The 26,525-nt window shown below is 44.1% G+C and carries 22 protein-coding genes; 13 read left to right on the forward strand and 9 right to left on the reverse strand.

The features are described from left to right. Nucleotides 1-250: 250 nt before the first annotated feature. From Q0541_RS04195 to Q0541_RS04215, 5 genes are all read left to right on the forward strand, one after another. On the forward strand, nt 251-1,153 hold the full coding sequence (locus Q0541_RS04195; protein ID WP_298905959.1) for a class I SAM-dependent methyltransferase: 903 nt from the start codon (nt 251-253) through the stop codon (nt 1,151-1,153). A 306-nt stretch (nt 1,154-1,459) separates the two neighbouring features. Then, the gene (modB, locus tag Q0541_RS04200) at nt 1,460-3,262 is read left to right on the forward strand and encodes a molybdate ABC transporter permease subunit (RefSeq protein ID WP_298905962.1); all 1,803 of its coding nucleotides are present in this window, start codon (nt 1,460-1,462) and stop codon (nt 3,260-3,262) included. Nucleotides 3,263-3,758: 496 nt separating this feature from the next. Next, on the forward strand, nt 3,759-4,175 hold the full coding sequence (locus tag Q0541_RS04205; RefSeq protein WP_298905965.1) for a XisH family protein: 417 nt from the start codon (nt 3,759-3,761) through the stop codon (nt 4,173-4,175). Then, nucleotides 4,163-4,498, forward strand: coding sequence for a XisI protein (locus Q0541_RS04210; protein WP_298905968.1), 336 nt, complete (start codon nt 4,163-4,165; stop codon nt 4,496-4,498). The genes Q0541_RS04205 and Q0541_RS04210 overlap by 13 nt, the downstream gene beginning before the upstream one ends. A 266-nt stretch (nt 4,499-4,764) precedes the next feature. Continuing rightward, the gene (locus Q0541_RS04215) at nt 4,765-5,379 is read left to right on the forward strand and encodes a Uma2 family endonuclease (protein ID WP_298905970.1); all 615 of its coding nucleotides are present in this window, start codon (nt 4,765-4,767) and stop codon (nt 5,377-5,379) included. 72 nt (nt 5,380-5,451) lie between these two features. Here the strand turns inward: Q0541_RS04215 and Q0541_RS04220 are convergent, their stop codons facing one another. The 3 genes from Q0541_RS04220 to Q0541_RS04230 all read right to left on the reverse strand — a co-directional run bounded on the left by Q0541_RS04220 (nt 5,452) and on the right by Q0541_RS04230 (nt 8,341). Beyond that, nucleotides 5,452-5,793: a hypothetical protein gene (locus Q0541_RS04220; protein ID WP_298905972.1), complete on the reverse strand. Its 342-nt coding sequence runs from the start codon at nt 5,791-5,793 to the stop codon at nt 5,452-5,454. Between the two features lie 266 nt (nt 5,794-6,059). Further along, complete coding sequence (locus tag Q0541_RS04225) at nt 6,060-6,431, reverse strand: four-helix bundle copper-binding protein (RefSeq protein ID WP_298905973.1); 372 nt, start codon at nt 6,429-6,431, stop codon at nt 6,060-6,062. Between the two features lie 728 nt (nt 6,432-7,159). After that, on the reverse strand, nt 7,160-8,341 hold the full coding sequence (locus Q0541_RS04230) for an aminotransferase class I/II-fold pyridoxal phosphate-dependent enzyme (RefSeq protein ID WP_298905974.1): 1,182 nt from the start codon (nt 8,339-8,341) through the stop codon (nt 7,160-7,162). Nucleotides 8,342-8,538: 197 nt separating this feature from the next. Between Q0541_RS04230 and Q0541_RS04235 the strand changes: the two genes are divergently transcribed. The 4 genes from Q0541_RS04235 to ribD all read left to right on the forward strand — a co-directional run bounded on the left by Q0541_RS04235 (nt 8,539) and on the right by ribD (nt 13,272). After that, on the forward strand, nt 8,539-9,138 hold the full coding sequence (locus tag Q0541_RS04235) for an MBL fold metallo-hydrolase (RefSeq protein ID WP_298905977.1): 600 nt from the start codon (nt 8,539-8,541) through the stop codon (nt 9,136-9,138). A 384-nt stretch (nt 9,139-9,522) separates the two neighbouring features. Then, nucleotides 9,523-10,785: an NAD(P)/FAD-dependent oxidoreductase gene (locus Q0541_RS04240; protein WP_298905979.1), complete on the forward strand. Its 1,263-nt coding sequence runs from the start codon at nt 9,523-9,525 to the stop codon at nt 10,783-10,785. A gap of 337 nt (nt 10,786-11,122) precedes the next feature. Then, complete coding sequence (locus Q0541_RS04245; RefSeq protein WP_298905981.1) at nt 11,123-11,617, forward strand: DoxX family protein; 495 nt, start codon at nt 11,123-11,125, stop codon at nt 11,615-11,617. Nucleotides 11,618-12,057: 440 nt separating this feature from the next. Then, on the forward strand, nt 12,058-13,272 hold the full coding sequence (gene ribD / locus Q0541_RS04250) for a bifunctional diaminohydroxyphosphoribosylaminopyrimidine deaminase/5-amino-6-(5-phosphoribosylamino)uracil reductase RibD (protein WP_298906013.1): 1,215 nt from the start codon (nt 12,058-12,060) through the stop codon (nt 13,270-13,272). 42 nt (nt 13,273-13,314) lie between these two features. Here the strand turns inward: ribD and Q0541_RS04255 are convergent, their stop codons facing one another. The 5 genes from Q0541_RS04255 to Q0541_RS04275 all read right to left on the reverse strand — a co-directional run bounded on the left by Q0541_RS04255 (nt 13,315) and on the right by Q0541_RS04275 (nt 19,495). Beyond that, complete coding sequence (locus Q0541_RS04255) at nt 13,315-13,533, reverse strand: hypothetical protein (RefSeq protein ID WP_298905984.1); 219 nt, start codon at nt 13,531-13,533, stop codon at nt 13,315-13,317. Nucleotides 13,534-13,952: 419 nt separating this feature from the next. Beyond that, a complete protein-coding gene (locus Q0541_RS04260; RefSeq protein WP_298905985.1) occupies nt 13,953-15,194 on the reverse strand; it encodes an NAD(P)-binding domain-containing protein in 1,242 nt (413 codons plus the stop codon). Nucleotides 15,195-15,313: 119 nt separating this feature from the next. After that, nucleotides 15,314-16,342 carry a cupin domain-containing protein gene (locus Q0541_RS04265; protein ID WP_298905987.1) on the reverse strand — a complete coding sequence of 343 codons (1,029 nt, stop codon included), beginning with the start codon at nt 16,340-16,342 and terminating at the stop codon, nt 15,314-15,316. A gap of 239 nt (nt 16,343-16,581) precedes the next feature. Further along, nucleotides 16,582-18,438: a serine/threonine protein kinase gene (locus Q0541_RS04270; protein WP_298905990.1), complete on the reverse strand. Its 1,857-nt coding sequence runs from the start codon at nt 18,436-18,438 to the stop codon at nt 16,582-16,584. 109 nt (nt 18,439-18,547) lie between these two features. Further along, the gene (locus Q0541_RS04275) at nt 18,548-19,495 is read right to left on the reverse strand and encodes a LysR family transcriptional regulator (RefSeq protein WP_298905992.1); all 948 of its coding nucleotides are present in this window, start codon (nt 19,493-19,495) and stop codon (nt 18,548-18,550) included. Between the two features lie 131 nt (nt 19,496-19,626). Here Q0541_RS04275 and Q0541_RS04280 point away from each other — a divergent pair, with 131 nt between their 5' ends. Continuing rightward, nucleotides 19,627-20,271: a DsbA family oxidoreductase gene (locus Q0541_RS04280; protein WP_298905994.1), complete on the forward strand. Its 645-nt coding sequence runs from the start codon at nt 19,627-19,629 to the stop codon at nt 20,269-20,271. A 48-nt stretch (nt 20,272-20,319) separates the two neighbouring features. Then, entirely contained in the window at nt 20,320-21,474 is a 1,155-nt protein-coding gene (locus Q0541_RS04285; protein ID WP_298905997.1) for an FAD binding domain-containing protein, read from the forward strand. 172 nt (nt 21,475-21,646) lie between these two features. On the opposite strand, the gene Q0541_RS04290 is transcribed toward Q0541_RS04285, so the two are convergent. Beyond that, on the reverse strand, nt 21,647-22,708 hold the full coding sequence (locus tag Q0541_RS04290) for a hypothetical protein (RefSeq protein ID WP_298906001.1): 1,062 nt from the start codon (nt 22,706-22,708) through the stop codon (nt 21,647-21,649). A gap of 679 nt (nt 22,709-23,387) precedes the next feature. On the opposite strand from Q0541_RS04290, the gene Q0541_RS04295 reads away from it, so the two are divergent. Together Q0541_RS04295 and Q0541_RS04300 are read left to right on the forward strand one after the other, a co-directional pair. Continuing rightward, nucleotides 23,388-25,316 (forward strand): alpha-amylase family glycosyl hydrolase, encoded by a 1,929-nt coding sequence (locus tag Q0541_RS04295; RefSeq protein WP_298906004.1) that lies wholly within the window; start codon nt 23,388-23,390, stop codon nt 25,314-25,316. A gap of 363 nt (nt 25,317-25,679) precedes the next feature. Then, nucleotides 25,680-26,420: a hypothetical protein gene (locus Q0541_RS04300; protein ID WP_298906007.1), complete on the forward strand. Its 741-nt coding sequence runs from the start codon at nt 25,680-25,682 to the stop codon at nt 26,418-26,420. The last annotated feature ends 105 nt before the right edge of the window (nt 26,421-26,525 follow it).

Below are 26,525 nucleotides of genomic sequence, written 5' to 3' on the forward strand. Positions count from 1 at the left end.
ACTAATGTATACGAACTTGCCGCTCTCATCAGATAACGGGTTGCTATTACAGCGGTTTTCCTTTGGATGCAATACGCGCTTTGGTAGCCCAGCTGTGCGCCCCTACGATCTATATTCCATCGAATTGAAAACAGCTATAAACTTTGAAAAAAGGCTAAGGGGAAGCAGCTCAGTAAAAATCCCTTGCGGTTAATGCTGAGTTAAGAGTATAACAGAAAACAGAACTAACTATTCATAAGGAATAATCCTAATGACTCAATTAGCAAATGTAAAATCCAGTCTGAATGACTTTGAATTACGAGATGGCATTTATTTTCCTAGCGACTATGAACAATTGAATAATACTCAACATAAAAAAACATGGGATGCAATTGGTAAAACATATTATGGTTCCCAAAAAATTGAAAAAGTTGCAGATACATCGCCCATTAAACAAGATTACACTCTGCTAACTGGCACACCTGGAGGTACTTGGAACAAATTTCCGTTGAATAAATCTGTTGATTCTATTCTGGAGATTGGTTCTGGTTATGGTCGCGCACCTTTACATCTCTCAAAAGCTAAAAATCTGAGATGCAAAAAATATTATGGAATTGATATTTCTGAACCTTTATTGCGGCGGTTAATCAAAGTTAAACAAGAATATAATTTTTTCCCAGAAGCTGAATTTAACTTGATTTGTAATTCTGCTGAAATATTGCCTTTAGAAGATAATTCTATAGATTTGGTAATTTCTAACTGCGTCTTTATGCATATCCCAGATGCACAATTAAGAAATTTGTTGGCTGATATATCTCGCGTACTAAAACCTGGTGGAATTTTTGTTTTCAATCATTCCTTTCACAACAAGTCTTGTCCTTCTCATATTATCCATAATTTTATCAGAAGGCTGAACCCATTTGTGAGAAACCCAGTTTATCTCAAGCAATATTCATCTGCTGAAATTAATGAAATGTTAGCGACTGCTGGCATCCAAACGAAGTGTCCACAATACATTGTCGAACCAACGGAAGAATATGCAATTTTGCCGGAAACCATTAAAGGAATTCCAGTGCCCTTTGCTAATGCTATCAACAGAAGTCTTAAACCATCAGATGCTTTAAAAGAAACTTTGGCTTATGGTTTTAGTGCTTACAGCACTCAACTAGACTAATTACAGACCACGCCCTACGGGCACAGCAATGCTGTGCCCCTACAACAGATTTTTCAAAAAGCTTACCAGATAGACTTTTTTAAGCTTGATCAACCTTATTGCTCAAGAGTGATCTTACCCCTGTTTTGATTTGTGAGAATTGCAAGCCACAGCTCCCCGACTTCCTAAAAGTTGTTGGGGATCTTGTTTCTTACGAATGATTCAAAATTGCTATATTTGTCAGGTAATTTACCAACTTTTTCCAACATATTGAAGCTAAAGTTGGTAAATTAGGGATTAGTTGAGCTAATTCTTCCCTACGCAACTATGCCATTGGATTTATCGCCTCTTTGGATATCACTCAAAACTTCATTACTTGCTACATTTATCACCTTTTTCTTGGGGATCACTGCTGCCTACTGGATGTTGGGATATCGTGGCAAAGGTAAATCGTTGATTGAGGGTATCTTAATTGCGCCCCTGATTTTACCACCCACGGTTGTCGGTTTCTTGTTGCTGCTATTTTTTGGCAAAAATGGCCCCGTAGGGAAACTTATGCAGCCTTTTGACTTCAGCATCGTCTTTACTTGGTATGGTGCAGCGATCGCAGCTATGGTAGTTTCTTTCCCGTTGATGTATAAAACTGCATTGGGAGCCTTTGAACAAATAGATGGTAATCTGCTGCGAGTAGCCAGAACTCTTGGTGCAACCGAAGCCACAATCTTTTGGCGGATCAGTTTACCCCTAGCACTACCTGGGATTGTAGCCGCCACAATGCTAGCTTTTGCTCGGGCTTTGGGAGAATTCGGTGCAACGTTGATGCTGGCTGGTAACATTCCCGGACAAACGCAGACAATTCCAATGGCAATTTATTTTGCTGTGGAAGCGGGAGCAATGAATGAAGCTTGGTTTTGGGCGATCGCAATTATGGTGATTTCTCTATCTGGAATTATTGCAGTCAACTTCTGGCAAGAATTGAGGGAAAAGAAGAGGGGATCTGGGGGCACAGAGCAGGGAGCAGGGGGAGAAAATCTTTATACCCCGCACTCTAGCTTTGAATCTGGTGGATTGTTAGTCAACATTGAAAAAATACTTCCTAGCTTTCATTTAAAAGTTGCTTTCACTACTGATGAGCAACCCTTGGGATTGTTAGGGGGTTCTGGAGCAGGTAAAAGCATGATTTTGCGCTGCCTTGCGGGGATAGAAACGCCCACAATCGGGCGGATAATTTTAAATGGTAGAGTTCTGTTTGACTTGGAACAAAGGATTAATTTACCCAGTCGCGATCGCCGCATCGGTTTTTTAGTGCAGAATTATGCTCTCTTTCCGCACATGAGTGTGGCGCAAAACATCGCTTTCGGCTTGCCTAAAAAACTATCTGCTGGGAGTATTAGGGTACAGGTAGAGGAGCAATTATTAGCGATGCAGTTGCAGGGATTAGGCGATCGCTATCCACACCAACTTTCTGGGGGTCAACAACAACGGGTAGCTTTAGCAAGAGCATTAGCAAGTCAACCGGAAGCATTGCTTTTGGATGAGCCGTTTTCAGCACTTGACACCCATCTACGTAGTCAATTAGAGGAGCAAATGACAGAAACTCTAGCTGGCTACCAAGGTGTAACTCTATTTGTCACCCATAATATGGAAGAAGCTTATCGGATTTGCCCGAATCTGTTGGTATTGGAGCATGGTAGAGCCGTTCATTATGGCAGCAAACATGATATTTTCCAGCATCCAGCTACTGTGAGTGTCGCCCAACTTACCGGATGTAAAAATTTCTCCCGCATTGTTCTCCAGTCATCACAACAGGTAGAAGCGACTGATTGGGGTTGTACTCTTCAAGTTGTTGAACCAGCCAAGAGCGAATTATCCCACATCGGCATTCGTGCCCATCAGTTAATTTTTACCAACGACTCATCACAGGAAAATACTTTTCCCTGTTGGCTAGTACGAACAAGTGAAACGCCCCATAGAATGACGTTGTTTCTCAAACTACATTCTGCTGGCAAGAATTCTCAAGATTACCATCTGCAAGCTGAAGTCTTCAAAGAAAAATGGGCGACGATGAAAGACCAACCTTTTCCTTGGTATGTGCGTTTAGATCCTCTGCGCTTGATTTTGATGGAATGAACGCAGAGATGCACCGGACAGGGGGCATTGCATAAAATGCTTGTGGAGAGTTGGGTTAGACTACGACCTGGAAGTCGTCAAACTCCAGTTCTCTGTGAAGCAAGAATTCCATCGGCTAAAAGGCGATCGCTGCTAATATTTTGCAATTAGACCATATACTAGCGTACAAGTTAGAAAGTATATCGATCCTATCTGCTTGCAGCAAGATTTAGAGTCAGAGATGGATTGAGTTCTCCTTTTTTGCCTGCACCAGGGTTGATTGTCATACTATTTCCTGTTTCCCCTATTGCGCGAACGCTAACGCACAATAGGGAAAACAGGAATATTTTGATCCACTGAAGCCGTTAGCCAAAGTTAAAGAGTCACATCAGGTAGCATAAGGAGAGGAAGGAAGCTGCGCGTTAGCATTCGCAAAGCGTCTCGTAGAGAAGCTGACCGTACCCCTACGGGGATCTTGCTACGCGCAGCATCTCGCAGAGAAGGTATCACACTCAATATGTCCGCAAAAGACCTATTCCATGAAGCTGTAAAACGGGGTCTAGAGAAAGACCAATGGATGATCACCGACGATCCCTTAGAATTGGAATGGGAAGAAGTCAAGGTCAAAATCGATCTAGCGGCTGAACGATTGATTGGAGCAAAACGGGGTGAAGAAAGAATCGCCGTTGAGATTAAAAGCTTTATTGGGACTTCAGCAATTAGCGACTTTCATACAGCTTTAGGGCAATTTCTTAACTACCGGATTATGCTGGAAGCAAAAGAACCTGATCGCCAACTTTATCTTGCAATACCGCTAGAAACCTATGATACATTCTTTCAAAGCCAATTTGCTCAAATGGTGAAAGAGAGATATCAACTCAAACTAATTGTTTACGAACCTTTAACTGAGGAGATCATGCAATGGATAAACTAGAGCATTATCGTTCCTGCATCCAAACCCTCTTGGAAAAGCATAGCCAATATAAATCCCGTGACGAAGATATAGAAAGCGCCCTATTTTTTGACCCAGTACGTGATCGCTACCAACTCATGCGTGTCGGCTGGAAAGGCTTAAAGCGAATCTATTACACCGTTCTACACTTCGATATCAAAGACGGCAAAATTTGGCTTCAGCAAAATACCACTGATATCGATGTTGGTGAAGAACTATTGGCAATGGGTATTCCTAAAGAAGATATTATTTTGGGGTTGCATCCTCCCTACAAGCGTCCTTACACCAACTATGGTGTTGCTTAAAACCCATTACCAACGCACAATTTCTCAAAAACTGATCAGCTTAACTAGGCTATTTGGTCTGGGTTTAGGAAGGTGCGATCGCGCAATTGTGGAAGCAGGGATATTTTGATGCACTGAAGCTGTTAATCGAAGTCAAAGAGTTAGATCAGATGGTGTAAGCATAGAACGCACAGTGTTGGAGGCGATCGCGAAGACAAGGGTGTAGAATGTGTTAGTTAATAGGGTAGGCATCTTTCACTTAAATCCCTATTGTGTAAGAGGTCAAGATGGTACAGACACCTGCCAGTCCAGAAACCGAAACCTTATTGATTGAGTTGCCTAAGACGATTGGGCTGTACGTCACCCAGGAACAGTTTGCAGCCCTAGCAGCAGCTAACCGAGACTTGAGATTGGAAAGAACCGCACGTGGAGAGTTAATTGTGAACCCACCAACGGGCTGGGAAACTGGAGAACGCAATTGGAGTATTTCTGGAGAGTTGTATTTGTGGTGGCGTAATTCGGGCGAACCGGGTAAAGCCTTTGACTCTTCGACTGGCTTCATTTTACCCAATGGTGCGACTCGCTCCCCCGATGCCTCTTGGGTGAGCCGAGAAGGTTGGCAGGTACTTACTCCAGAACAAAAAGGAACGTTTCCTAATATCTGCCCGGATTTTGTTGTAGAGTTACGCTCTAGCTCAGATCGGCTTGGGTCTTTGCAAGCTAAGATGAAGGAGTATATTGACAATGGCACTCTGCTGGGCTGGTTAATCGATCCGCAGCAGCGACGGGTAGAAATTTATCGACCGGGATTGGCACTGGAAGTGTTGGAGAATCCGATTGAGTTGTCCGGTGAAGCGGTGTTACCAGGTTTTGTATTGAATTTGCGTCGGGTGTGGGATTGAAAATTGAATATCTCCTAAATGACATGTGCAATCTGCCAAGGGAGTATCACTTTCATCCTTTGGTTTTCCCAGTCAATCCAACTTCTTTGCTCTAAAGATACGCGCTGAAGAAACACTGCCTTGGGCGATCGCTTCTCTCTTCGTGTAACAGGCTAACAAAAGTGAGAATGGCGATTTATTTATATTCTGGCATTTTTTGCAAGAGATAGCTGATTTTAATGTTGGTATAGCGATCGCACGACGAATCACAATCCTTTTCTCGCCAGTCTCCATTCCACTTTCTGGCGTATCCTCACTCCGTACCAGTCCTTGCTCCTCGCTAGAGGCGTATACTTCTATATCCTCAACTCTATTCGCACCGCGATCGCGTTTTCGATGAATATCTACGCAGAGATTATGAATTAGTCTTGTCAACTACGCCTTAAAATTAGCAATTTCCTCCCTATACTTTTGCACCTTCTCCCAGGCCTTGAACGGTTATCGCACTGGTGGTCAATTTGCAATTCTGACTGGTGCGCCGCCTTTGACAGCCTCAGATTTTGTAGCGCAAGCGTAGTTCCACAAAAGTGTGAGTAATGCTAATTCTTTCATTAATTAAGTCTTTACTTCAAGCGCTCAGACTCTTTGGGTCTGGGCGCTTGAATATTAGGTTGCAGATAAACTTCTGCGAGGTAGGGGAATTATGCAGGCATCATGTGCATACTTCTGCAAGACTCTGCACACTTACGGCAAGCGGCAGCACATTCCATCATTTTCGCGTCATCGCTCATCATGTCACAAGCCATTGCAGTGCGATCGCACATTTCAGCACACAGCATACAAGTGCGTTCCATGAACTCAGAACCACTCATCATCATATTCATACACATCATGCACATTTCAGCGCAATCGCGCATCATGCTCATCATGCTCATCATGCTTTTGTCCATGTGCTTACCACCTTTAGCCATGCAGTAAGTCATGGTTTCCATACACATTTTATGACAGTCCATACAAACTTCCATGCAAGCTTGCATTTCGGCAGTCATGGTTTCAGTCATCATCATCATCATCGGAAATACCTCCTGATTTATTGATGCATAATATAGTGTCCTTGGAAGGACTACTCATAACATTAGTCCTATCCTTTTAAAGAGTCAATGGGGTTTTTAATTCATAATTTATAAGCATACTATCCCGATATAATTACCGGGAATTTTAACGAATTGTACACTAGTTTAGTGTTGTTTATCTGGGGATTACTACACATTAAGGCTTATAAACCCCTGTTTCAAAGTGGGGTTTTATTGAGCAAGTTAACTTTTCCTTAGAGATTAAAAATTAGAGTTAAATTTGGAGCAAAATAATGTTATTTTTTTTAACAAATGCCTAAATCAAGCATTCATTTATAAACTTATATTAACCCAACATTTATTAATTTTTATTAACTTGAAGATAGACACCCTTAAAAATTCGTAATTCGTAATTCTGTTTCCGGTTAGCTTTAAATCCCTGCCGGCAACAAAGCTATCTGTGAAAGTAGGGCGATAAATCAAGTTTACAACGCCAAATGAAAATCGGTCTTTCGTATTGGATCATAGGATGTTTAAACGAACCGCATACTCCGCAGGAGTTGCAAGCTACGCGCAGCGTCTCCTTGGCGCAGCCTCTCGTAGAGAAGAGTTGGACGCATAGACGCAAAGCGGCTACTCTGCGAGAACGCTAAGAGCGAACCCGCAGGGTAGGGCGCGTTCACGAAGTGTCTCGAAGAGAAGAAGTAAGAGAAGAGAAGAAATGAATGTTAGGATGTGGGTTGTAGATTTGATTGGAGTTTTAGTAAGTGATCGCTCGCTGTTTGTAATGTCTCAGGTCTTTTGCTGAAGCAAAATCTGATCAATGAATGTCCTTTTTCTGGTTGGCTGAAAAAGCTGGAACCAGGAACTACGGCAACACCAATATTTTTAATTAGATGATAAGTAAATTCAACATCAGTTTTATAACCAAATTTGGAAATATCTGCAAGAAGGTAATAAGCTCCTTTGGGAACGAAATAGGGAATGCCAACTTGATCTAGAATCTGTAAAATCCTGTCTCGCTTCTGGTGATAAAGTTTGGCTAGTTCTTGATAATAGGATGGTGGCAGTTGCATGGCGGCAACTCCGGCTCGTTGCAATGGTGCAGGAGCGCCAACGGTCAAAAAGTCATGGACTTTGCGAATCGCTCCCGTTAATTCGGGGTTTGCCAAAATGTAGCCGACTCGCCATCCAGTGACGCTGTAAGTTTTGGATAGACCGTTAATGGTAACAGTGCGTTCTTCCATTCCGGGAAGGGTCGCTAGGGCAATATGTTGAGTGCCATCATAGAGAATATGTTCGTAAATTTCGTCTGTGAACGCTAATACATCCCACTTTTGACAAAGTTCAGCAATTAGGGTGAGTTCTTCACGGGTGAAGACTTTACCTGTGGGGTTGTGGGGTGTGTTGATAATAATAGCTTTGGTATTGGCATTGAAAGCTTGACGCAACTGTGCTTCATCAAATGTCCAATCGGGGGGATGCAGTGTCACATACCGGGGTTTAGCACCAGCTAAAATCGCATCAGGGCCGTAGTTTTCGTAATATGGCTCAAATACAATCACTTCATCCCCAGGATCGACTGTCGCTAGCATCACAGCTGCCATTGCTTCTGTGGAACCGCAGGTAACAGTGATTTGGGTTTCGGGATCGATATCTAAACCGAGATACCAACGAACTTTGTTGGCGATCGCATGACGAAATGGGCGATCGCCCCAAGTAATGGCATACTGGTTGACATCTGCCTCTATTGCTTCGTAAGCTGCCTGTTTCAACTCCAAAGGACAGGGAAAATCGGGGAACCCCTGCGCCAGATTCACTGCATCGTGTTGCAGTGCTACCCGCGTCATTTCCCGAATCACTGACTCTTTAAACTGGTCTGCCTTCGCTGATATTTTTTGGCGCTGCATCTCACTCACCCCTATACCTCCGTTGATCTCTATTGCCGTTATCCGGGAATTTCTGTAAACCAAAGAAAATTCCTAATATCGATAGATTTATCGTAGTATACTCAAATTCCAGATTCAGAGAGAATGCAACCTTATAATCTATATACTTAATTATTGATACTAATAGTCAATTACTGAAGTACTGATCCAGAATCATCATGAAATCTTTGCACCGTCCCGATCTTTATAGCTGGTCTAATTTCAATCCGGCAAGAAATATTGATTTCAATGGGATTGCCTGGATTCGCCCAGATGGCAACATCTTGATTGACCCAGTAGCCCTATCAAACCATGATTGGAATCATCTGAAATCCCTCGGTGGTGTAGTTTGGATTGTGCTGACAAATTCTGAGCATGTCAGGGCAAGTAAAGAAATTGCCGATCAAACTTATGCTAAGATAGCTGGCCCTCTGGCAGAAAAAGACACTTTCCCCATACCTTGCGATCGCTGGTTGTCTGATGGAGAAGAATTTGTACCAGGACTTAAGGTGATTGAACTCCAAGGCTCGAAAACTCCCGGTGAATTGGCTCTGTTACTGGAGGAGACGACTTTGATTACAGGAGATTTAGTTAGGGCACGCAAAGCAGGTAGCTTAACTATATTGCCAGATGACAAGCTGCTGAATCGAGAGAAGGCTGTTGCTTCTGTTCGTAGGCTGGCTCAACTGAGTCGGATAGAAGCAGTGCTGGTGGGGGATGGTTGGCCCGTCTTCCGCGATGGAAGCGATCGCTTACAGGAACTTGCAGCGACGCTGTAAATGGGTGGGGGCGATCATCGGTTTAAATGTTGGGGAAGTTGAGGCAATATTTTCTGCCTAACAGACTGTTGCTAAAACTTCTCCAATTCTTTAGAGAATGCCTGCTTTGATTGATGGTACCTAAGTATTTCTGCTCCTAATACTGGAAAATTGAGAAATAAAAGCGACAATTTTTCTAAAAATAGTAATAATTTACACAAATGAGAGTTCATATTCATAAAGAGCGGTGACCACCTGGAGGGAGGTTCCCGACGCAAGGGTAGCGAAGCGTTAGCGTCTGACTCGTTGGCGCAGCCTCTCCAAGAGTTGAGGCTGAGGTTGCCCTATCCGTTGTCGCAACTGGCGTTAATAACTTGACTGACTAGCTAAATCAAGAGGGAAAGAATGAACAGTCGCCGCGTTGTCATTATTGGCGCTGGATTCGGTGGGTTGCAAGCTGCCCAATCTTTAGCTGATTCTGGTGCAGATGTATTGTTAATCGATCGCAACAACTATCACACCTTTGTACCGTTGTTATATCAGGTTGCGACAGGTCAATTGGAACCAGAATACATTGCTTACCCAATCCGGACAATATTACGGCGATTCTCTTTCCTACGGAATAAGCCTAAGGTTCAATTTTTGATGGCTGAGGTTAAGCTAATTGATTTTTCAAGGCAAACTGTTGAAACAGATAGTTGTGTAATCACCTATGACTTTCTGGTGCTTGCAACTGGAAGCCGAACCCAGTTTTTCGGAGTTCCTGGAGCTTCGGAATATGCTTTCTCGATGAGAACGCTAGAAGAAGCAATAGCAATCCGAAATCACATATTCTCTTGTTTTGAGCAAGCTATCCAGGAATCTGATTCATCACGACGCCAACAACTGCTGACGTTTACGATCGTTGGCGGTGGGCCAACGGGCGTTGAGGTGGTAGGTGCTTTCGTTGAAATGCTTCGAGGTCACTTGCGTCGAGATTATCGGACACTTTTCAAGGAAGTGAGGTTGATTCTCGTGCAATCTGGCGATCGCTTATTAGCCGATCTGCCAAAGAAGTTGGGAACTTACACTTACAAACGATTACATCAGCTAGGAGTGAAGGTTTATCTGCAAACAAAAGTGATTAAAGTGACTTTTGAATCTTTACATCTGCAAAACCATGAAGTAATTTCAACTGCAACCGTCATTTGGACTGCGGGGTTAGAGGCAAACTCTCCCACAATATCTGAGGAGGTATCTTTGGCAAATAAGGGAAAATTACTTGTTCATCCCACCCTACAATTGCTAGAGCAACCCAATGTTTATGCGATTGGGGATCTGGCCTATGTGGAACAGAACGGTAAACCATTAACTGGGGTTGCATCAGAAGCGCTTCAGCAGGGTGTTGCTGTAGCCCGAAATATTCAGCGGGAATTTCGAGGTAAATCACCAAAGCCTTTTAGCTATTTCAACATGGGAAGATTAGCGATTATTGGCTGTTATTCAGGTGTGGGAAAAATTGGCGCATTTGCCTTTACAGGATGCTTGGCTTGGCTGATGTGGCTAGGCGTTCATTTAATATATCTTCCTGACTACCGCAGTCGTTTACTAGTGTTACTTACTTGGCTTTACACTTACTTATTACGCGATCGCTCAGTTCGCTTAATTCTGTCTATGAAAGAACGTTAGCTCTCAAAAGCGCCAAATATTTCCAAATTTCTGCAATTGAAATCAACCACCGTTGACCAGAAACAAAAAGGTACAAGCCCCTAAATTTATTTATGGAAAATAAAAAAAATGTATTTCGAGATACGTAGTACAAGAAATACTACGTCAGTTGACTCAGAGCAACTAAATTTATTTATAGGGTTCAAAATGTTTGACTTTTGAATGAGTGACTTTTGACTTCCCCGAACGCAAGAGCGTCCCGTAGGGAAGGGGCTGACGTATCATAGTTGGAGTTCAGGCAATGACTGAAAATAGAACCTAGATTAGTCTCAAACCAAAAGATGTTGCGATTGCCTATTTGTTGCTGCGAATTCTCATCGGTGTGAATTACTTTAATCACGGATTCACTCGCATTTTTAACATCCCTGGATTCGTTGAAGAGACTGTCAAAGAACTAGCAGATTCTTATTTCCCAGAATTTCTGGTGAGAATCAATTCTTACCTAGTGCCCCCTGTAGAGTTAATTGTGGGCGTGTTAATCACACTTGGGTTAGCAACCAGAAGCGCTTTGATTGTCACCTTTGCCCTAATGATTATTCTGAAGTTAGGGGTGACATCGATCCAAAACTGGGGTGCAGCTACCTCCATGCTTTCTTACGGGATTGTGCTGTTTATTTTGCTTGCAGGCAACAGCTTTAATATTTACTCGCTCGATCACTGGAGAAAAAAGAGACAAAACCTTGCAGACTCAGGAGCGGATCGTGAACAAGGTAGGGTCAACTTCTTTAAGAATAACTTTTGGATAAAACGTCGGCTACAGCATCGTTTACCCAATCATAATACTTTCAGATAAAGAAATATTCCTAAAGTGGAATGTCACTTACTTACAGCTATTTTCAGGTAAATAGACCACGCGGTAGGGGATCTTGGTCTTGCGCCCCTACGACAGATGTGGTTCAAATACTTGAATTTTGCTGTAAGCAAAAGTTATTACCGAGGGGATAGTTGGCCTGTCTCCCGTGATGGGAGCGATCGCTTACATGAACTTACAGCGACGCTGTAAATGGCTGGGTAGCACAGATATCTGTGCTACCCAACAGAAGATTGTGGTTCAAATAAATGAAAAAGGCTGCAAAAACAATTGTAATCTGAATATTACAGGCTGATGCAAGTTAAGACAGCTAATAATAGCACCTGAATTTGACTCTGTTTAATTATCAGGGGTAAAGCGCGATTCTCCTGTGAAAAGACTGCGCGATCGCGTGCAGAATATTTACAGTGTTGCCTAAAATTATGGATAATTCCCCAGTGGTCGCTCAAGCAGATGCATCCTTAGCAAATTACACTCAGGAAAATATACATTTAGTGGAGTCAACAGTTGGATCGAATTCACCACCAAAGGAAAAGATCGGAAGTGATTTTGACTCTCGCATGATGCTGCGGTGTTTGTCACTTGCTCGCCGCGCTTTAGGACGGACTTCACCAAATCCGTTAGTCGGAGCGGTGATTGTCAAGGATGGCGAGATTGTCGGCGAAGGATTTCATCCTCGTGCAGGTGAGCCTCATGCAGAAGTGTTTGCCTTGCAAGCAGCAGGCGATCGCTCTCGTGGTGCAACAATCTATGTCAGCCTTGAACCTTGCAATCACTACGGACGGACTCCCCCTTGTTCGGAAGGCTTGATCCAAGCAGGGGTGGCAAAAGTAGTAGTGGGTATGGTTGATCCCAATCCACTGGTAGCTGGAGGTGGGATTGCCCGTTTACGTGCGGCGGGGATCGAAGTGTTGGTAGGAGTAGAAGAAGAAGCTTGTCATCAGCTAAATGAAGCTTTTGTGCATCGCATTCTCTACAAACGACCTTTGGGAATTTTAAAATATGCCATGACTTTAGATGGCAAAATTGCTACTACCTCTGGTCACAGCGCCTGGGTGACAAGCCAAGAAGCCCGTACTGAAGTACATCAACTGCGGGCGGCAAGTGATGCAATAATTGTCGGCGGGAATACAGTCCGACAGGATAATCCTTATTTAACCAGCCATCAGCTGGAAGCACATAATCCCCTGCGGGTGGTGATGAGTCGCCATCTCAACTTACCGGAAAATGCCCATCTCTGGCAAACTGCGGATGCTCCGACTTTGGTGTTGACAGAGGAGGGTGCTAACCCCGATTTTCAAGAACTGTTGCGAAAACTTGGGGTGGAGGTGGTGGAATTAACATCACTTACACCAGATAAAGCTATGGCGTACTTATATGAGCGCGGTTTTTGTAGCGTGTTGTGGGAATGTGGTGGAACTTTAGCTGCTAGTGCGATCGCTCAAGGAGCAGTGCAAAAAGTTCTAGCATTTATCGCCCCGAAAATCATTGGTGGTAGTATTGCTCCCACACCTGTGGGCGATTTAGGTTTTACTACTATGACTGAGGCGTTGTCTCTAGAACGTGTTCGTTGGCGTGTAGTAGGCTCTGACTGCTTAGTGGAAGGTTATTTTTCCCAAAAAGCCAATAGTCAATAGTAATAATACTTGACTATCAATTAATTCGTCGTGATTTTGCTATCATGAACACTGACGTTCATGGGCAATATCACGGATAAGGGCTAGCCGAGATTGAATGTAGTGGCACAGAAAATCAGTTTCGTTAGAATCTAACAACACTTGCGTTTCGGTTTGTTTCACTAACCACTGCACCAAGCTAGCATCATCCAGTTGCAAGAGGATCTTGGCTTGGGCAGTTTCAACCACTGACCAAAGCTGACGCATAATCGTAGGAGTCATCAAACCTCAATTGAATAATTAGCTTTGTTGTTTTCAGATTACACAATTTTGATCGCACTTGACGACATAAATGTAGAAGCTGAGACAAGTATTATCAAAAACTTAATAATGGTATTTATAACTTTATGAAGATTAAGAATTTAAAACTCAGTTTTAAAAATGGGGATTGGGGATTGAGGCATGGGAAAGACAGATTTTCGTGGATTTAGTCCCAAATCCGAGAAAACAAATCCACTAAATTCTAAAAACTAGTTTTTTGTGTTTGGGAAGACCGAAATTATGTTGATTGTAGCCCAAGAAAGCAAGTTTTTCAGGACTATATTGAATACTAAATCTGTCTTATAGAATACAAAGCCCTGCGATCGCCATTTTACTGTCAAATAACACATCCCGATTCATCCTACTTTCCTAATCCAAAATTACTTCTTCTGCTGTTGCGCCACGATCTTTGATGCAATGAAGGCCGCATCCTCTCCAACGCCCAACAGAAGGCTAGACTTCGCGGTGTGTAGCCAGGGTAGACCTAGTAAGTAAAGTCCTGGATAATTTGTGAAACCACGCTTGTGAATCGGATAGCCATCACTATCCAAGACCGACAAGTGAACTAAGCTGAAATCGAACTTGTAGCCCATAGCCCAAATCACGCTAGTGACACCGATGGATTTTAAGTCCAACTCTAAAATCTCTTCGCTGTCATAGCCATCCCGCAAATTAAGCAGGTTTTCTTTGGGGATATCCAGCCCGTTTTTCTCGATATAGTCGTCAATCTGTTTGAGCAAATCGACCTCAAACTTATCTGCTTTGGCCAGATTTTCCTTAAGATCAGCAGCCAATGCAATCTTGCCGTCATGTACACCTTGAATGCGACCTAACAGCACTACCCCATCTCGCGCAAATTGGTGCAGGTTGAGAGAATGACCGCCACCTTTACCAGATAAATGCGGATTTCCCTTAAACTTAGCTTTCGGGGACGGTAGCTTATCTACTGTCCGCTCATAAGACCCCATCTTGTCTATCCACCAGGTGATATCTTTGCCCCGATACCGACGAGGTGTCCGACCAGCACTGCTGACGCACAAATACACTTTGATTCCGCTCTGATAAAGCTCCTCGGCAATCTGACAGCCCGATTGTCCACTACCCACCACTAGCACCGCACCAACTGGTAGCGCCTCTGGATTGCGGTATTCGCTGGAATGAAGTTGCTTTATCTGTGCTGGAAAAGCGATGCTGAAAGACGGAATTTTAGGGCGCTGGAATAGACCAGTAGCTACTACCACATTGGTCGCTGAGAACATTCCACTGCTGGTCTTGACAATATAGCCTGCTTTTGGAGAATTTTGTTCTACTGCCGTGACTTGGATGCCATAATGCACAGGTAGGTTGAAGCGCTCCACATATCGCTCCAAGTAAGTTACGATTTCGTCACGGGTCATGAAACCATCTGGCTCATCGCCTTGATATTCTGCTCCTGGTAGTCGAATCTGCCAATTGGGGGTCACGAGGGTGAACGAGTCCCAACGCTGATTGCGCCAAGCATTACTCGCTTGAGGTGATTGCTCAAGGACAATATGTTGACAAGCTTTCTGGGTCAAGTAATAGCTAATCGAAAGCCCAGCTTGTCCACCTCCGACAATGACTGTTTCTATGTATTCACTCATGGACAATTTTTCCGTCGGGATGCAATTATCTCAAAATTCATAGCAACAATGTGCCTGGCCATTCCATTACGATCCCCAAACTTCCCGCCTAATCGGACGCGGCATCCGCGCCAGTCCGTTTAGGATCTGAAGGGGTCGGGAATGGCGATCGGTCGCATACCAATATCGGCGAACAGCCTTGCACGCTGGTCGTCCGGCACCTCCGGCTGAGTCCAGCCGGGCGGCGGAAGGTTCCTCGATTGCGTTGGTTCGCCGAGCATGGCGACGCTGCGCTCAAAGCCGGCCGGCGTGTAGAGGTTCAACAGGCGGGCGCTCTCGCTGTTTATGCGGAAAGCGTGGACGGTTCCTTTCGGGATGAACACGAGGGCGTTCTTGCCCGCAGTATCGATCCTGTCGCCCAGCAGGAACTCGGCTTCACCGTCAAGTATGTAGAAAACCTCGTCCGCCCACTCGTGCAGATGCGGTGGTGCCGCAGGACCTTTGGGAAGCAGTTGCTCCAAGAGACAGTAGCTATTGTCAGTCGAGGGGCCGTCCGCAAGCACGGTAAATAGGCCGTTCGCGTGCCAGTAGGATGGTGAGGTAGCGACATCTGAACGAAAGGGAAAAACCTTCGCTCCGGGTGTCGGCTTGGTTACCATGTTGTTTTCCGTCGGCGGGTCCGCGAATGACCTGCCGAGCACCTCGGTCACACCATAGTCACGATTGAGTTGTTCGACCAACCGACGTGGGGGGAGTGGCACGTTGGCATCGGGCGGAGGCAGCTCGTTCCGCTCTGCCGGGACAGAGACACTCATGATGATCATCTCGAAGCCAGCGGGTAGGTAGAAGTTCAGAAGCTGGGTGCCTGGCGCGTCCACCACGAACGAGTGCTCGGTGTGTCGCGGGATGGCAACGAATGATCCAGACCCAGATGGGATGACTTGTCCGGCCGCATTGTAGGTGCAATGACCGCTGACGACGTACAGCCCCTCGTCCTGCGTGTGCGTGTGCGTGGATGGACCGCCGCCGTCCGTGGTCACAAGCTGGTCCAGTGCACAGAAAGAGCCGCCAGTCTGGATACCCGTCGCCATCACGCGCCAAAGATTACGGATCTGCCAAAAGTTCGGAGCCGTATCTGGCGTTACAATGTAGGGGTAAGCGGTAGTCATGATTTTTTCCGTTGGAAGCGTTGTTTACCTCTTTCTGATGAAACAATACCAACTCAATGAATACATCTACCGATTGAAATATTAGTGCATCAGCCTGAGAAACTGATTAGATCGCGTTCACAATAGTTTGGCACTCCTGGCGATCGCACGTAATTGGGGATCAAGAAATTAGTTTGGCTGATGCCAATTCTAGTTGCATAAAGTACTTTAAACTTTTGAGAACAATCTTTCCCAGGTAGCTAACACTTTTTGGCTGTCGATGGACTCACAAAATCATGTAAATCTGCATCCCAAATGCTGATGTATATAAAATCACATTTTTGGCGGATAATCTGACCTTTAACTGAGCCATTCTGAAAACTAAAATTATCAGACTGGCGCTGTTGTACCTGTTTAAGTCCCTGCTGAATTTTTTCAGTGGCTTGCCCATCTAACATTCCATTCAAGGTAGCTTCCATTACCTGCGGATCTACCGATTGGGCAAAAGCTACCTCAGTTTGACGCAGCACTTTAGAATTACGATCAAATAAGTAGCCAAGGTCAATTTTGTTTGGCACTAGTTTGTAAACAACAGCACGCGTCTTGGGCCATGCGCCTCTTAAATCTTGATTTGGTTTGCCGAGGGTAGCTTCTACGATGTTTCTTGCTGTACCTGTAGGGAATGCGGGGACGCTTTGTCTGCTGGTAGTGGCAGCTAATTTACTCCGGGGCTTGTTCTGTGGTGTGGAACGCACTTCTGGTGTGGGAACTGCGTTGGCATTGCCCAAAGCAGGCGTCGCCTGATTCTCTGGTTCTGGCTGTGGTGTGAATACTGCTACTGGCGCTGGAGTATCTGAAGTTACAGGCTTCTTTTTTGGCAGTGGTGTGGATACAACAGGAGGATTAAAAGTTGGCAAAGGATCGGGAATTACTGGCTGTTGTGATGGTGAGATCGGTACAACTGGAACTGGAGAAGTTTGGGAAGAAACAGGTGGTTCGGGAGATGCAGGAGTAGAAGGCAAAGATTTTGGCGATGGGGTGGGACTTGTGGCAATGGTTATTTCTGGTTGTTGCTGACGAGTGATGTTAGCAATTGCGATCGCACCAAGCAAGCCACCTACCAGCAAACTACCAACAATCACAGCAGGTTTTTGCCAGTTTCCACCAGAGGAAGACTCTGCGATACCTTCGGTGAGCTTCGCTAACGCAGAATTTTTTTGCGGGGAATATAATGGCTGGGTTTGTCGAGTCGATGTTGCAGTGGGAGAAGAAATGACTGTGGAAGCATTTGCAGCAGACTGCAAGGCGTGTAGCATTTTACTAGCAGTGCTGTAGCGATCGCCAGCATGAGGCTTGATTGCCTGATTGAGTACCGCCGCCAATTCGGAAGAGACGTTAGGGGCGAAGTGGTGCCAAAGTATTTCCCCAGTTTTTAGATCAGTTAGTAGTTCTTGCGGGTGTTTGCCAGTCAGCAGATAAATCGCTGTTAAACCTAAGCTGTAGATATCAGTGGCGTAAACTGGGCGGCCAACGGCTTGCTCGCTAGGCATATACCCAGGCGTACCAATAACGAGCGATCGCGTGGGGTGTCCTGGAGAATTCACCACGGAACGGATTGTTTCTTTGACTGCACCAAAATCAATTAAAACTGGCTTGCTATCAACAGAACGGAGAATAATATTATCTGGCTTGATATCCCGGTGAATAATGCCTTTGCTGTGGACATAATCCAAGACTGAAAGCAGACTCAAGAGAATTTGCCGAACAGCAGTTTCACTCTCAAATCCTTTGGCTTCGACAATTTTTGTCAGGGTTTGGCCGTGAATCCATTCTTGGACAAGGTAAAATTGCCCGTTCTCAGAAAAGTAGGCGTAGAGTTTGGGAATTTGGTCACTACTTTCACCCAAATACTCCAAGGTTGCTGCTTCTCTTTCAAAGCGCTGTTGGATAAGTTGGTAGGTTTGCGGGTCATTATTGGTTATCGGTTTGAGTTGCTTGATCACACAGCGACGGCGAGATGGCATATGGACATCTTCTGCCAGAAAGGTTTCGCCAAAACCACCAGCGCCGATTACTTGGATAACTTGATAGCGATTGTTCAGCAGGGTTATTGTCATGAAAAATTACAAGTGTAGACACTAACTGCGGAGCCGGAGACTTCCTGTCTTCTCCGGGCTTGTCGTCAGACATCGCCCTTACCAAATGTACATCAGATGAGTTGATGAGTTATGGACACTGAATTGAGAACGGGTCTGTCTCCCAGTAGGGCGGATTGCCAAATTGCTGAATCAGGAAATCCATGAACACTTGAACACGTAGCGAGTGTTTACGATTGGGTAAATACAATGCATAAACACCTGTATCTGGATCAGTTTGTGGAGAGATTTGAAAATCAGACAACACTGCCTGCAATCGTCCAGCTTTAATATCTTCACCGATCAACCAGGTTGGCATCAAGATCAAACCACTGCCATCTAAACAAACTTGACGCAGTATCTCCGAATGGTTTGCTACTAAAGACCCACTCACTTTCACTTCACACACTTCTGTTTCACGCTGGAAGCGCCAGATTTGATGATTTGTGGAATAAGCAAACAGCAAACAATTGTGCTGAGTTAAGTCGTTGGGATGACTCGGTTTACCTTGTTGCTTCAAATAAGCTGGGCTACCGCAGACCAGCCGATGATAAGTCGCGAGTTTGCGAACCATTAGATTGGCATTGGAACGATCGAGGTTGCCGATGCGGATGACCAAATCTAGATCGGCTTCTGCCAGGTTTGCGAGTCCATCGCTCAGTTGGAGGTCGAGTTTCACTTCTGGGTACTGAATCAGAAAATCACTCAGAATCGGAGCAATGTGCAACCGCCCAAACGTCACAGGCAGACTGATTCGCAAAGTGCCGTGCGGAATATCACCCTGTTCTATAACACAAATGTTGGCTTCTTCCACATCTTGCAGAATCTGCACGGCTTTGTCGTAATACTTCTGCCCCTGTAGTGTGAGCGTGATGCTGCGCGTGGAGCGGTTGAGTAACTGAGTGTTCAGCATCGCTTCCAGGGAATTGATTTGGCGCGTCACCGAGGAGACGGCTAACCCTAACTGCCGTGCAGTTTCAGAAAAGCCACCAGTTTCTACGACTTTGACAAACGATCGCATCGCTGCCAGTTGATCCATCGCCTCCCCCCGGAACTGATTATTGCAAAAAACGCAAAGGTATTTAGCGTATTTAGTACATTAACATTCTTTTCAAATGAGATTAAAGTGAAACTATCAACAGTTGCAGAATAGTCCCAAAGGAGGCAACGATGACGCTGACGATCGCAATTACTTCTGATTTCATTTGTCCTTGGTGTTTAGTGGCAGAAACGCGGTTGAATCAAGCGATCGCGCAACTAAATTCTGCTGTTGAGATTGAGTACCTCTGGTTTCCCTTTGAGCTAAATCCGCAAATGCCAGAAGCCGGAATGGATCGCAAAGCCTATCGCACTGGCAAATTTGGCAGTTGGGAATACTCGCAAGGGTTGGACGCAAAAACGGTGCAGGCGACACAAGCTGATCATATTAACTTCCGCTACGACCTGATGACCGTCACGCCCAACACCCTGAAAGCACATCGATTGACCTGGTTTGCAGGCAATCAGGGCAAAGCGACTGAGATGGCTGTCCGCATTCTTAATGCCTATTTCACAGAAGGTCGAAACATTGCCGATGTTGAGACTCTAGCAACTTTGGCAGCAGAGATCGGGATTGATGCTGCTCAAGTGAAGGCGTTTCTTGAGTCAGAAGCAGGAATTCAAGAAGTCAAAGACTTAGAACAACAGGCAATCGCCCAAGGAATTCATAGTGTTCCGACCATTCGCATTGGTCGAGAAATCATATCTGGAGCGCAATCAGTTGAAGTCTTTCGGGCAGCTTTGCAACAAGCAGTGAATGAATTAGCAACCGCTTAATCACGCTCGTTGCCATCACAATTCAAATCAATATCTGGAGGAAAATAGATGAACGCTACTGATCGTCGTGCCATTGTGATCGGTGGATCGCTGGCGGGATTATTTACGGGAACCCTGCTGCGATCAATTGGTTGGCAAGTCGATATTTATGAGCGATCGCCTCATCTGCTCGACAGTCGCGGCGGCGGCATTGTACTCCAGCTTGATGTGATTGAAGCGTTTCAACGCGCAGGCATTCTCCAGGACAAACTGGGTGTTATGGCGCAGGAGCGTTATTACTTGAAGCAAAATGGCAGCATTCAACGAATGCCGATGCGTCAAACCTTGACCTCCTGGAACTTGCTCTACGCTTCGATGCGGCGGCAGTTTCCAGATGAGCATTACCATCAAGGGAAATGCTTGAGCGAGATTGAGCAAAACGGCAATCAGGTGACAGCCATCTTTGTGGATGGTACTCGTGAGACGGGCGATTTATTGGTAGGAGCCGATGGACCGAATTCGACCATCCGCCAATTGCTGTTGCCTAACTACACGCCCCAGTATGCAGGCTATGTTGGTTATCGCGGCTTAGTCGATGAATGGGAGCTAGACCCAGAAACGGCTGCCATTTTTACCGAGCGCTTTGTATTCTATCAGTTTCCCAATTCACACATCCTGCAATACGTCATTCCAGGTGAGAATGAGTCGCTTCTGCCGGGAAAACGTCGCTTTAATTGGGTGTGGTATGTCAATTACGATCAAACAACTGAATTGCCGCACATTCTGACTGATAAGCACGGCAAACGTCGAGATTTCTCGATTCCACCCGGTCTGATCGCGCCATCTGTAGAACAAGAGATGCGATCGTATGCGAATCGAGTCTTAGTTACTCCGTTTCAAAAGCTAGTGGCAGCAACAAAAGAACCGTTTGTGCAAGCCATTCTGGATCTGGGTGTGCCCCAAATGACATTTGATCGCATTGCCTTAGTGGGAGATGCAGCGTTCATCCCCCGCCCGCATACCGCAGCGAGTACCTCAAAAGCAGCAGCAAACGCGATCGCGCTCGTTGATGCCCTCATGGTTCATCAGGATGTCTCAAAAGCACTCTTTGCTTGGGAAGGCGATCAACTGGCGCTGGGAATGCGGCTATGGAAACACGGTCAAGCCTTAGGAGAGCAATCCCAGTTTATCTATGGCCCAGAGCGCTGGGAGGGAGAGCAATGAAGTCATTAATCAGCCTGAATCGGTTTGAGACATTTGGCGATGGCGTGTTTGCATATTGCACTGCATTTGTAATTCGTAGCGAATTAAATTTTGCAATACTCTGCAATCCCAATGCATCAGCCACATTGTTAATGCGTTCCCCTGCATTAAAAACGCTACGCTTAAAGCTGTACTAAGTGAACTCTATAGTCTCAACAAACTCTAAAATACTCTCCTTGATGTCTTCCGCCTCTTCTTCAAGGGAATCAGGAGTTTCGCCGTTAATAAAGCTGTGCTGACTACTAACTATATACAAAAATTCACCACTGATAAAGGTGAGCAGCCCCCGGTAAGCGTCTAATCTGATCGCAGTTCCATTATTTTCTTGCTTAGAAATTGTCGAACCTTTGGGCATATCGATTAACACGTAGTAAGCGCCTCGCAAGGTATCTTTGAGATATTCGCTATACTCCACAGAAGCATCTGGTACATTGACAAAAATCGCTTGCGGTACATACTTGTCTACTAAGATTGTTTGTAAATATTCTTCTTGTCCAACAGACTCCAGTTCCTCTAACTGTTCTAGAGGGAAAGGATAATAATCGATTCTCAGCAAAGTACCGATGTCATCAGAAAAGCCAACTACTCCTTCCTGGCTTTGAATTCTACCACCCTGATGCGGATCAACTGGAATCTGCACAGTAAAGTTACCTAAGGGTGATTGATATGTCTGTTGACTAAAATCTTCTATGACTACTGTTTCATCTTCGTCGTCTGCATATCCGTCGTCTGCATATTCTTCTTCTGTTTCTTTAAAGGCTGCAACTACCTCCTTGATGATTTCCTCTGCTTCTTCATCCTCCAGTTCTAAGGCTGCTTGTAGCTTTTTGAGGTAGGCTTGTTTCGGTTTCGGGATGGCGAGTTCATCGTCTAAAAGCACTATCACCCCAGCTGCAAAACCATCCAGCACTAATTCATCAGACAGAGATACTTTGGCGGTATTAAACAGGGGTCCAATTCCCTCTTCTTCGGCAATGCCTATGAGTCTATCAACTATTTCGGCGATTTCATCTTCTGAATATTCCTCGAAGACCTCGAATTCCCAGAGGATACCCGCTAAACTTTCTGCATCTACATTTTCAATGGATGAATCAGCGATCGCAGTCACAGTTGCGATCGCCGCCACCGCTTCCTCTGGACTTAGCGATTCCTCTGATGTCTTTGGTGAGTTAAAAACCTTGTCATATTTTGTCATAATTGCTACCTAAATTAATTCTTTGATAGTAATAACAGATTGAAAGTGACAATGGTCAGTTTACCAATGCAGCGAATCTTCTAGAGAAAAAGTTGACTAACTAAGTAGGATGGCGTAAATAAAAAGGTTTGTAGTGTTCCCATAGCGGACGCACCAGAGGACTTTAGTCCTCTGGTGCGTCCGCTATGCGAGCAAAAAAGGGCTGGAGCCGCTGACTACAAAATCAATTACAATAATTTTACATTGCAAAACACATAGTTTGATTTATTCCCACCGACTTAACTTACATCGTTTACTCGGTATTGCTCAGGGATAACGAAACCTTGTTGAGAGCTAATCTCCAGCACTAATTAAGCCTTGCTGTAATCAGACTCTACAAAACGCTGACTTCCCATATCATCGGCTCAATATTTACCGCTGGCCACTTTGACCAAATATTGTAAATTTTTATGATCAAGCAATTACTGTTAATAATTGCTATCTATATTGGTTGGTTTTTATTCTCTAGCAGATGAATTATATCTATCGATAGAATTAGGAACTAGCTAGCGATAGATCCTTACACCGTGGGCCGGATGTCACAATACCGAAATTTGTAGTTACACACAATACTCGAAACGTTGTACTGTTGGTTCTACAAATGTGAAAACGTGAATTTCATGAAATTTTGAGTTTTTTTATGGTACAAACCCCTCCATCTCAGTTTTCACCAGATCAATACAAAGTTGATTCTGTACAAGAAAAAGTACAAGCTATTATAGAAACACCACCATCAGAGAGTGAGATTGACCTAGAGTTTCTTTACACCAGAGATATTGAATTTCGTCAGGAAACCATTTATTTTCTTGTGGTCGATCGCTTTTATGATGGCGATCAAGATAACAGCGAAGGTGCGAACTCAGAACTGTACGATCCAAGTAGACAAGAATGGGGTAAGTACTGGGGTGGTGACTTGCAAGGTGTCATCGATAAATTAGATTATCTCAAAAATATGGGAGTGACTGCCCTTTGGCTAACTCCACTGTTTGAGCAGGTTGAAGAATTATTTGTTGGTAATGCAGCGCTACATGGCTATTGGACAAAAGACTTTAAACGGCTCAATCCTCGCTATATTGCTGAAGGAGAGAACCCTTCTTTAAATGCTACCCAAGAAGAAAAAAATACAACCTTTGATCGGTTAATTGCGGAACTGCACAAGCGCAATATGAAGCTAGTGCTAGATATTGTCTGCAACCATAGCACACCTGATACCAGCGGTAGCAAAGGAGAATTGTATGACGATGGTGTAAAAATTGCTGACTTCAATGATGATGTCAATAATTGGTATCACCACTATGGCGAAGTGCAAAACTGGGAAGACGATTGGCAAGTGCAGAATTGTGAACTATCTGGTTTAGCAACCTTCAACGAAAACAATACTGAATATCGTGAGTATATCAAGTCAGCCATTAAACAATGGCTAGACCGGGGTGTAGATGCTCTGCGGGTGGATACTGTCAAGCATATGCCCATTTGGTTTTGGCAAGAATTCACTGGCGATATGAGCAATCATAAACCAGATGTATTTATTTTTGGTGAATGGATTTACAGTAATCCTACTGACGATCTCTCAGTGGAATTTGTTAACCACTCAGGCATGACACTTCTAGACTTTGGGTTGTGCGTGGCAATTCGAGCCGCACTGGGCCAAGGTTCAGAAATGGGATTCCAAACAATTCAATACATTTTTGATCAGGATTATCGCTATAACGGGGCAGCAGAGTTAGTCACTTTCATCGATAACCATGATATGTGCCGCTTCCAATCGCTGAACCCCGATCCAGCGATGCTGAAGGTTGCGATCGCCTTAATTATGACATCTCGCGGCATTCCCTGCATTTACTACGGTACAGAACAGTATCTGCATAACGACACCGACGGTGGTAACGACCCTTATAACCGCCCAATGATGGAAAATTGGGATACTGAGAGTGAGATTTATCGTTGCATCAGGCTGCTGTCTGGTTTACGGCGACTAAATCCTGCCGTGTCAATGGGTAGTCACTGGCAAAAATATCTCACTCCCGACATTTACTGTTATGTGCGTCGTTATCGTGACTCCCTATGTTTTATAGCTTTAAACCGGGGAGGAGAAGTTACTCTCCCGGAAGTAGAAACAGAATTGCCCGATGGGGAACATACCTGCGTAGTGACTCGCAATAAGTATGAGGTGAAAAATGGTAAGATTTATGACTTAGTACTAGAAGAACGGGGAGTGCTTGTTTTCAGCCACGTTGGGGAACGGATAAAAGCACAGACAATTGTGCGCGTCCAACTCAATGGCGTGGATACCCAACCCGGTGAAATCATTGTGGTAACTGGAGATTGCCCAGAGTTGGGTAATTGGGATATCAGCAAAGCATATCCCCTAGAGTACATCAACTCGAATACCTGGTCTGCTGAGATTCCCTTTGATGAGAGTACTGGTAAGCTGATTGCTTATAAATATGCCATGTGGCGGGAGGGGCGATCGCCTCTGCGTGAAAATCTTGTAAATCGTCGCTGGGTAATTGCTAAAGAAGGGACTGTAAAATGGCGTGATACCTGGGCATCGGGAAGAGAATCTTAGAAATTTAAGATAAATAATGAAGTGTGAAGGAGCAAAATTTTCATCCTTCGCACTTCATTTGGATGTGAATTGATAGCACTTCTCGTACCCTGCCTTAAGCCGCAATACGTCCATATATGCAATACTCTAATTTCTAAATACTTCTTGAATATATTTTAGTTTACAGTGATCGGGATCACACCATTTTATTAGTAAAAATAGATAGTATCAAGCACATAAACACCAAATAACTGTCAAAAGGAGGAGCTAAAAGGCTCTAATTTTACAGTATAAAGGGATGCATGATACCTTGATAAGCACTAAACTCATCAGTTTTTAATTCTTACCAAGTCATCTAAAAAAATCATAAAAAGGTAAATGGTAATGCTCGACCTATTACAAAAAAATCAATTAAGTGTTACAAAAACACTAAAAGTTAAAAATGAAATTTTGGCACGAGTTCAAGATAGAAAGCCAGAAACTTTAAATGCCGAAATGAAATTTTACAAAACTGAATTACTTCCCTATTTTATAAAGTTAAGCCAACATAATCCTGTTTTGAGTGTAACAGAGCAATTACGGCTTTTAGTGGGTGTTTGGACACCAATCTGGTCTACCATATCGTTTCATGAAAGTTTACCAAAAAGAATACAAGAGCAGTCCTTCCAAATTTTCCAGCGTGATGGTTACTGTGCCAGTATAGCTCGCTATATACTGGGAAAAGAGTCGTCTTTATCCCAGAATTTTGAATCAAATTTACCAGCTTATGATTTCATGGTGATCCAAAAATATGGAGTTCAAAATGGTAAATGGTGTCTTCAAAACATTGATAGATTTCAGGCTTTTAAAAATAGAGAAATTCCTCTAACTTTAGAATCAGTCTACAGCTGGTTTACTAATGTAGTTAACACTAAAGTCAAACTGAATGCGTCAAAACTGGCTTTGCCTAAAGCTGTCAAATTAGAAAATCTAGAGATAAATCATGTTAATGAATTTCAAAAAACATCCTTAGCAACTTCTCAAGTGTTTGAGAATTTATATATAGATAATGACTGGCGACTTGTGAAAACTCAAACAGATGCCTCACATCTACCTAATTACACAATTGCTGTGAGGAGGCGATAAAGATAATAATTTCTGCAAATCGAAAAGTTTTTGTCAGATACCAAGTATAAGGGGAGCATCTCAGTTTTTGAAGTACCTCAAACCGACAATAATCCATTAAGGTAG

It is taken from the genome of uncultured Nostoc sp., assembly GCF_937863485.1.
Taxonomy (GTDB): Bacteria; Cyanobacteriota; Cyanobacteriia; order Cyanobacteriales; family Nostocaceae; genus Nostoc.

Coding starts and splice junctions, on each gene's coding strand:
- Q0541_RS04195 (WP_298905959.1), top strand. CDS start 251: ATGACTCAATTAGCAAATGTAAAATCCAGTCTGAATGACTTTGAATTA.
- modB (WP_298905962.1), top strand. CDS start 1,460: ATGCCATTGGATTTATCGCCTCTTTGGATATCACTCAAAACTTCATTA.
- Q0541_RS04205 (WP_298905965.1), top strand. CDS start 3,759: ATGTCCGCAAAAGACCTATTCCATGAAGCTGTAAAACGGGGTCTAGAG.
- Q0541_RS04210 (WP_298905968.1), top strand. CDS start 4,163: ATGGATAAACTAGAGCATTATCGTTCCTGCATCCAAACCCTCTTGGAA.
- Q0541_RS04215 (WP_298905970.1), top strand. CDS start 4,765: ATGGTACAGACACCTGCCAGTCCAGAAACCGAAACCTTATTGATTGAG.
- Q0541_RS04225 (WP_298905973.1), bottom strand. CDS start 6,431: ATGATGATGATGATGACTGAAACCATGACTGCCGAAATGCAAGCTTGC.
- Q0541_RS04230 (WP_298905974.1), bottom strand. CDS start 8,341: ATGCAGCGCCAAAAAATATCAGCGAAGGCAGACCAGTTTAAAGAGTCA.
- Q0541_RS04235 (WP_298905977.1), top strand. CDS start 8,539: ATGAAATCTTTGCACCGTCCCGATCTTTATAGCTGGTCTAATTTCAAT.
- Q0541_RS04240 (WP_298905979.1), top strand. CDS start 9,523: ATGAACAGTCGCCGCGTTGTCATTATTGGCGCTGGATTCGGTGGGTTG.
- ribD (WP_298906013.1), top strand. CDS start 12,058: ATGGATAATTCCCCAGTGGTCGCTCAAGCAGATGCATCCTTAGCAAAT.
- Q0541_RS04255 (WP_298905984.1), bottom strand. CDS start 13,533: ATGACTCCTACGATTATGCGTCAGCTTTGGTCAGTGGTTGAAACTGCC.
- Q0541_RS04260 (WP_298905985.1), bottom strand. CDS start 15,194: ATGAGTGAATACATAGAAACAGTCATTGTCGGAGGTGGACAAGCTGGG.
- Q0541_RS04265 (WP_298905987.1), bottom strand. CDS start 16,342: ATGACTACCGCTTACCCCTACATTGTAACGCCAGATACGGCTCCGAAC.
- Q0541_RS04270 (WP_298905990.1), bottom strand. CDS start 18,438: ATGACAATAACCCTGCTGAACAATCGCTATCAAGTTATCCAAGTAATC.
- Q0541_RS04275 (WP_298905992.1), bottom strand. CDS start 19,495: ATGGATCAACTGGCAGCGATGCGATCGTTTGTCAAAGTCGTAGAAACT.
- Q0541_RS04280 (WP_298905994.1), top strand. CDS start 19,627: ATGACGCTGACGATCGCAATTACTTCTGATTTCATTTGTCCTTGGTGT.
- Q0541_RS04285 (WP_298905997.1), top strand. CDS start 20,320: ATGAACGCTACTGATCGTCGTGCCATTGTGATCGGTGGATCGCTGGCG.
- Q0541_RS04290 (WP_298906001.1), bottom strand. CDS start 22,708: ATGACAAAATATGACAAGGTTTTTAACTCACCAAAGACATCAGAGGAA.
- Q0541_RS04295 (WP_298906004.1), top strand. CDS start 23,388: ATGGTACAAACCCCTCCATCTCAGTTTTCACCAGATCAATACAAAGTT.
- Q0541_RS04300 (WP_298906007.1), top strand. CDS start 25,680: ATGCTCGACCTATTACAAAAAAATCAATTAAGTGTTACAAAAACACTA.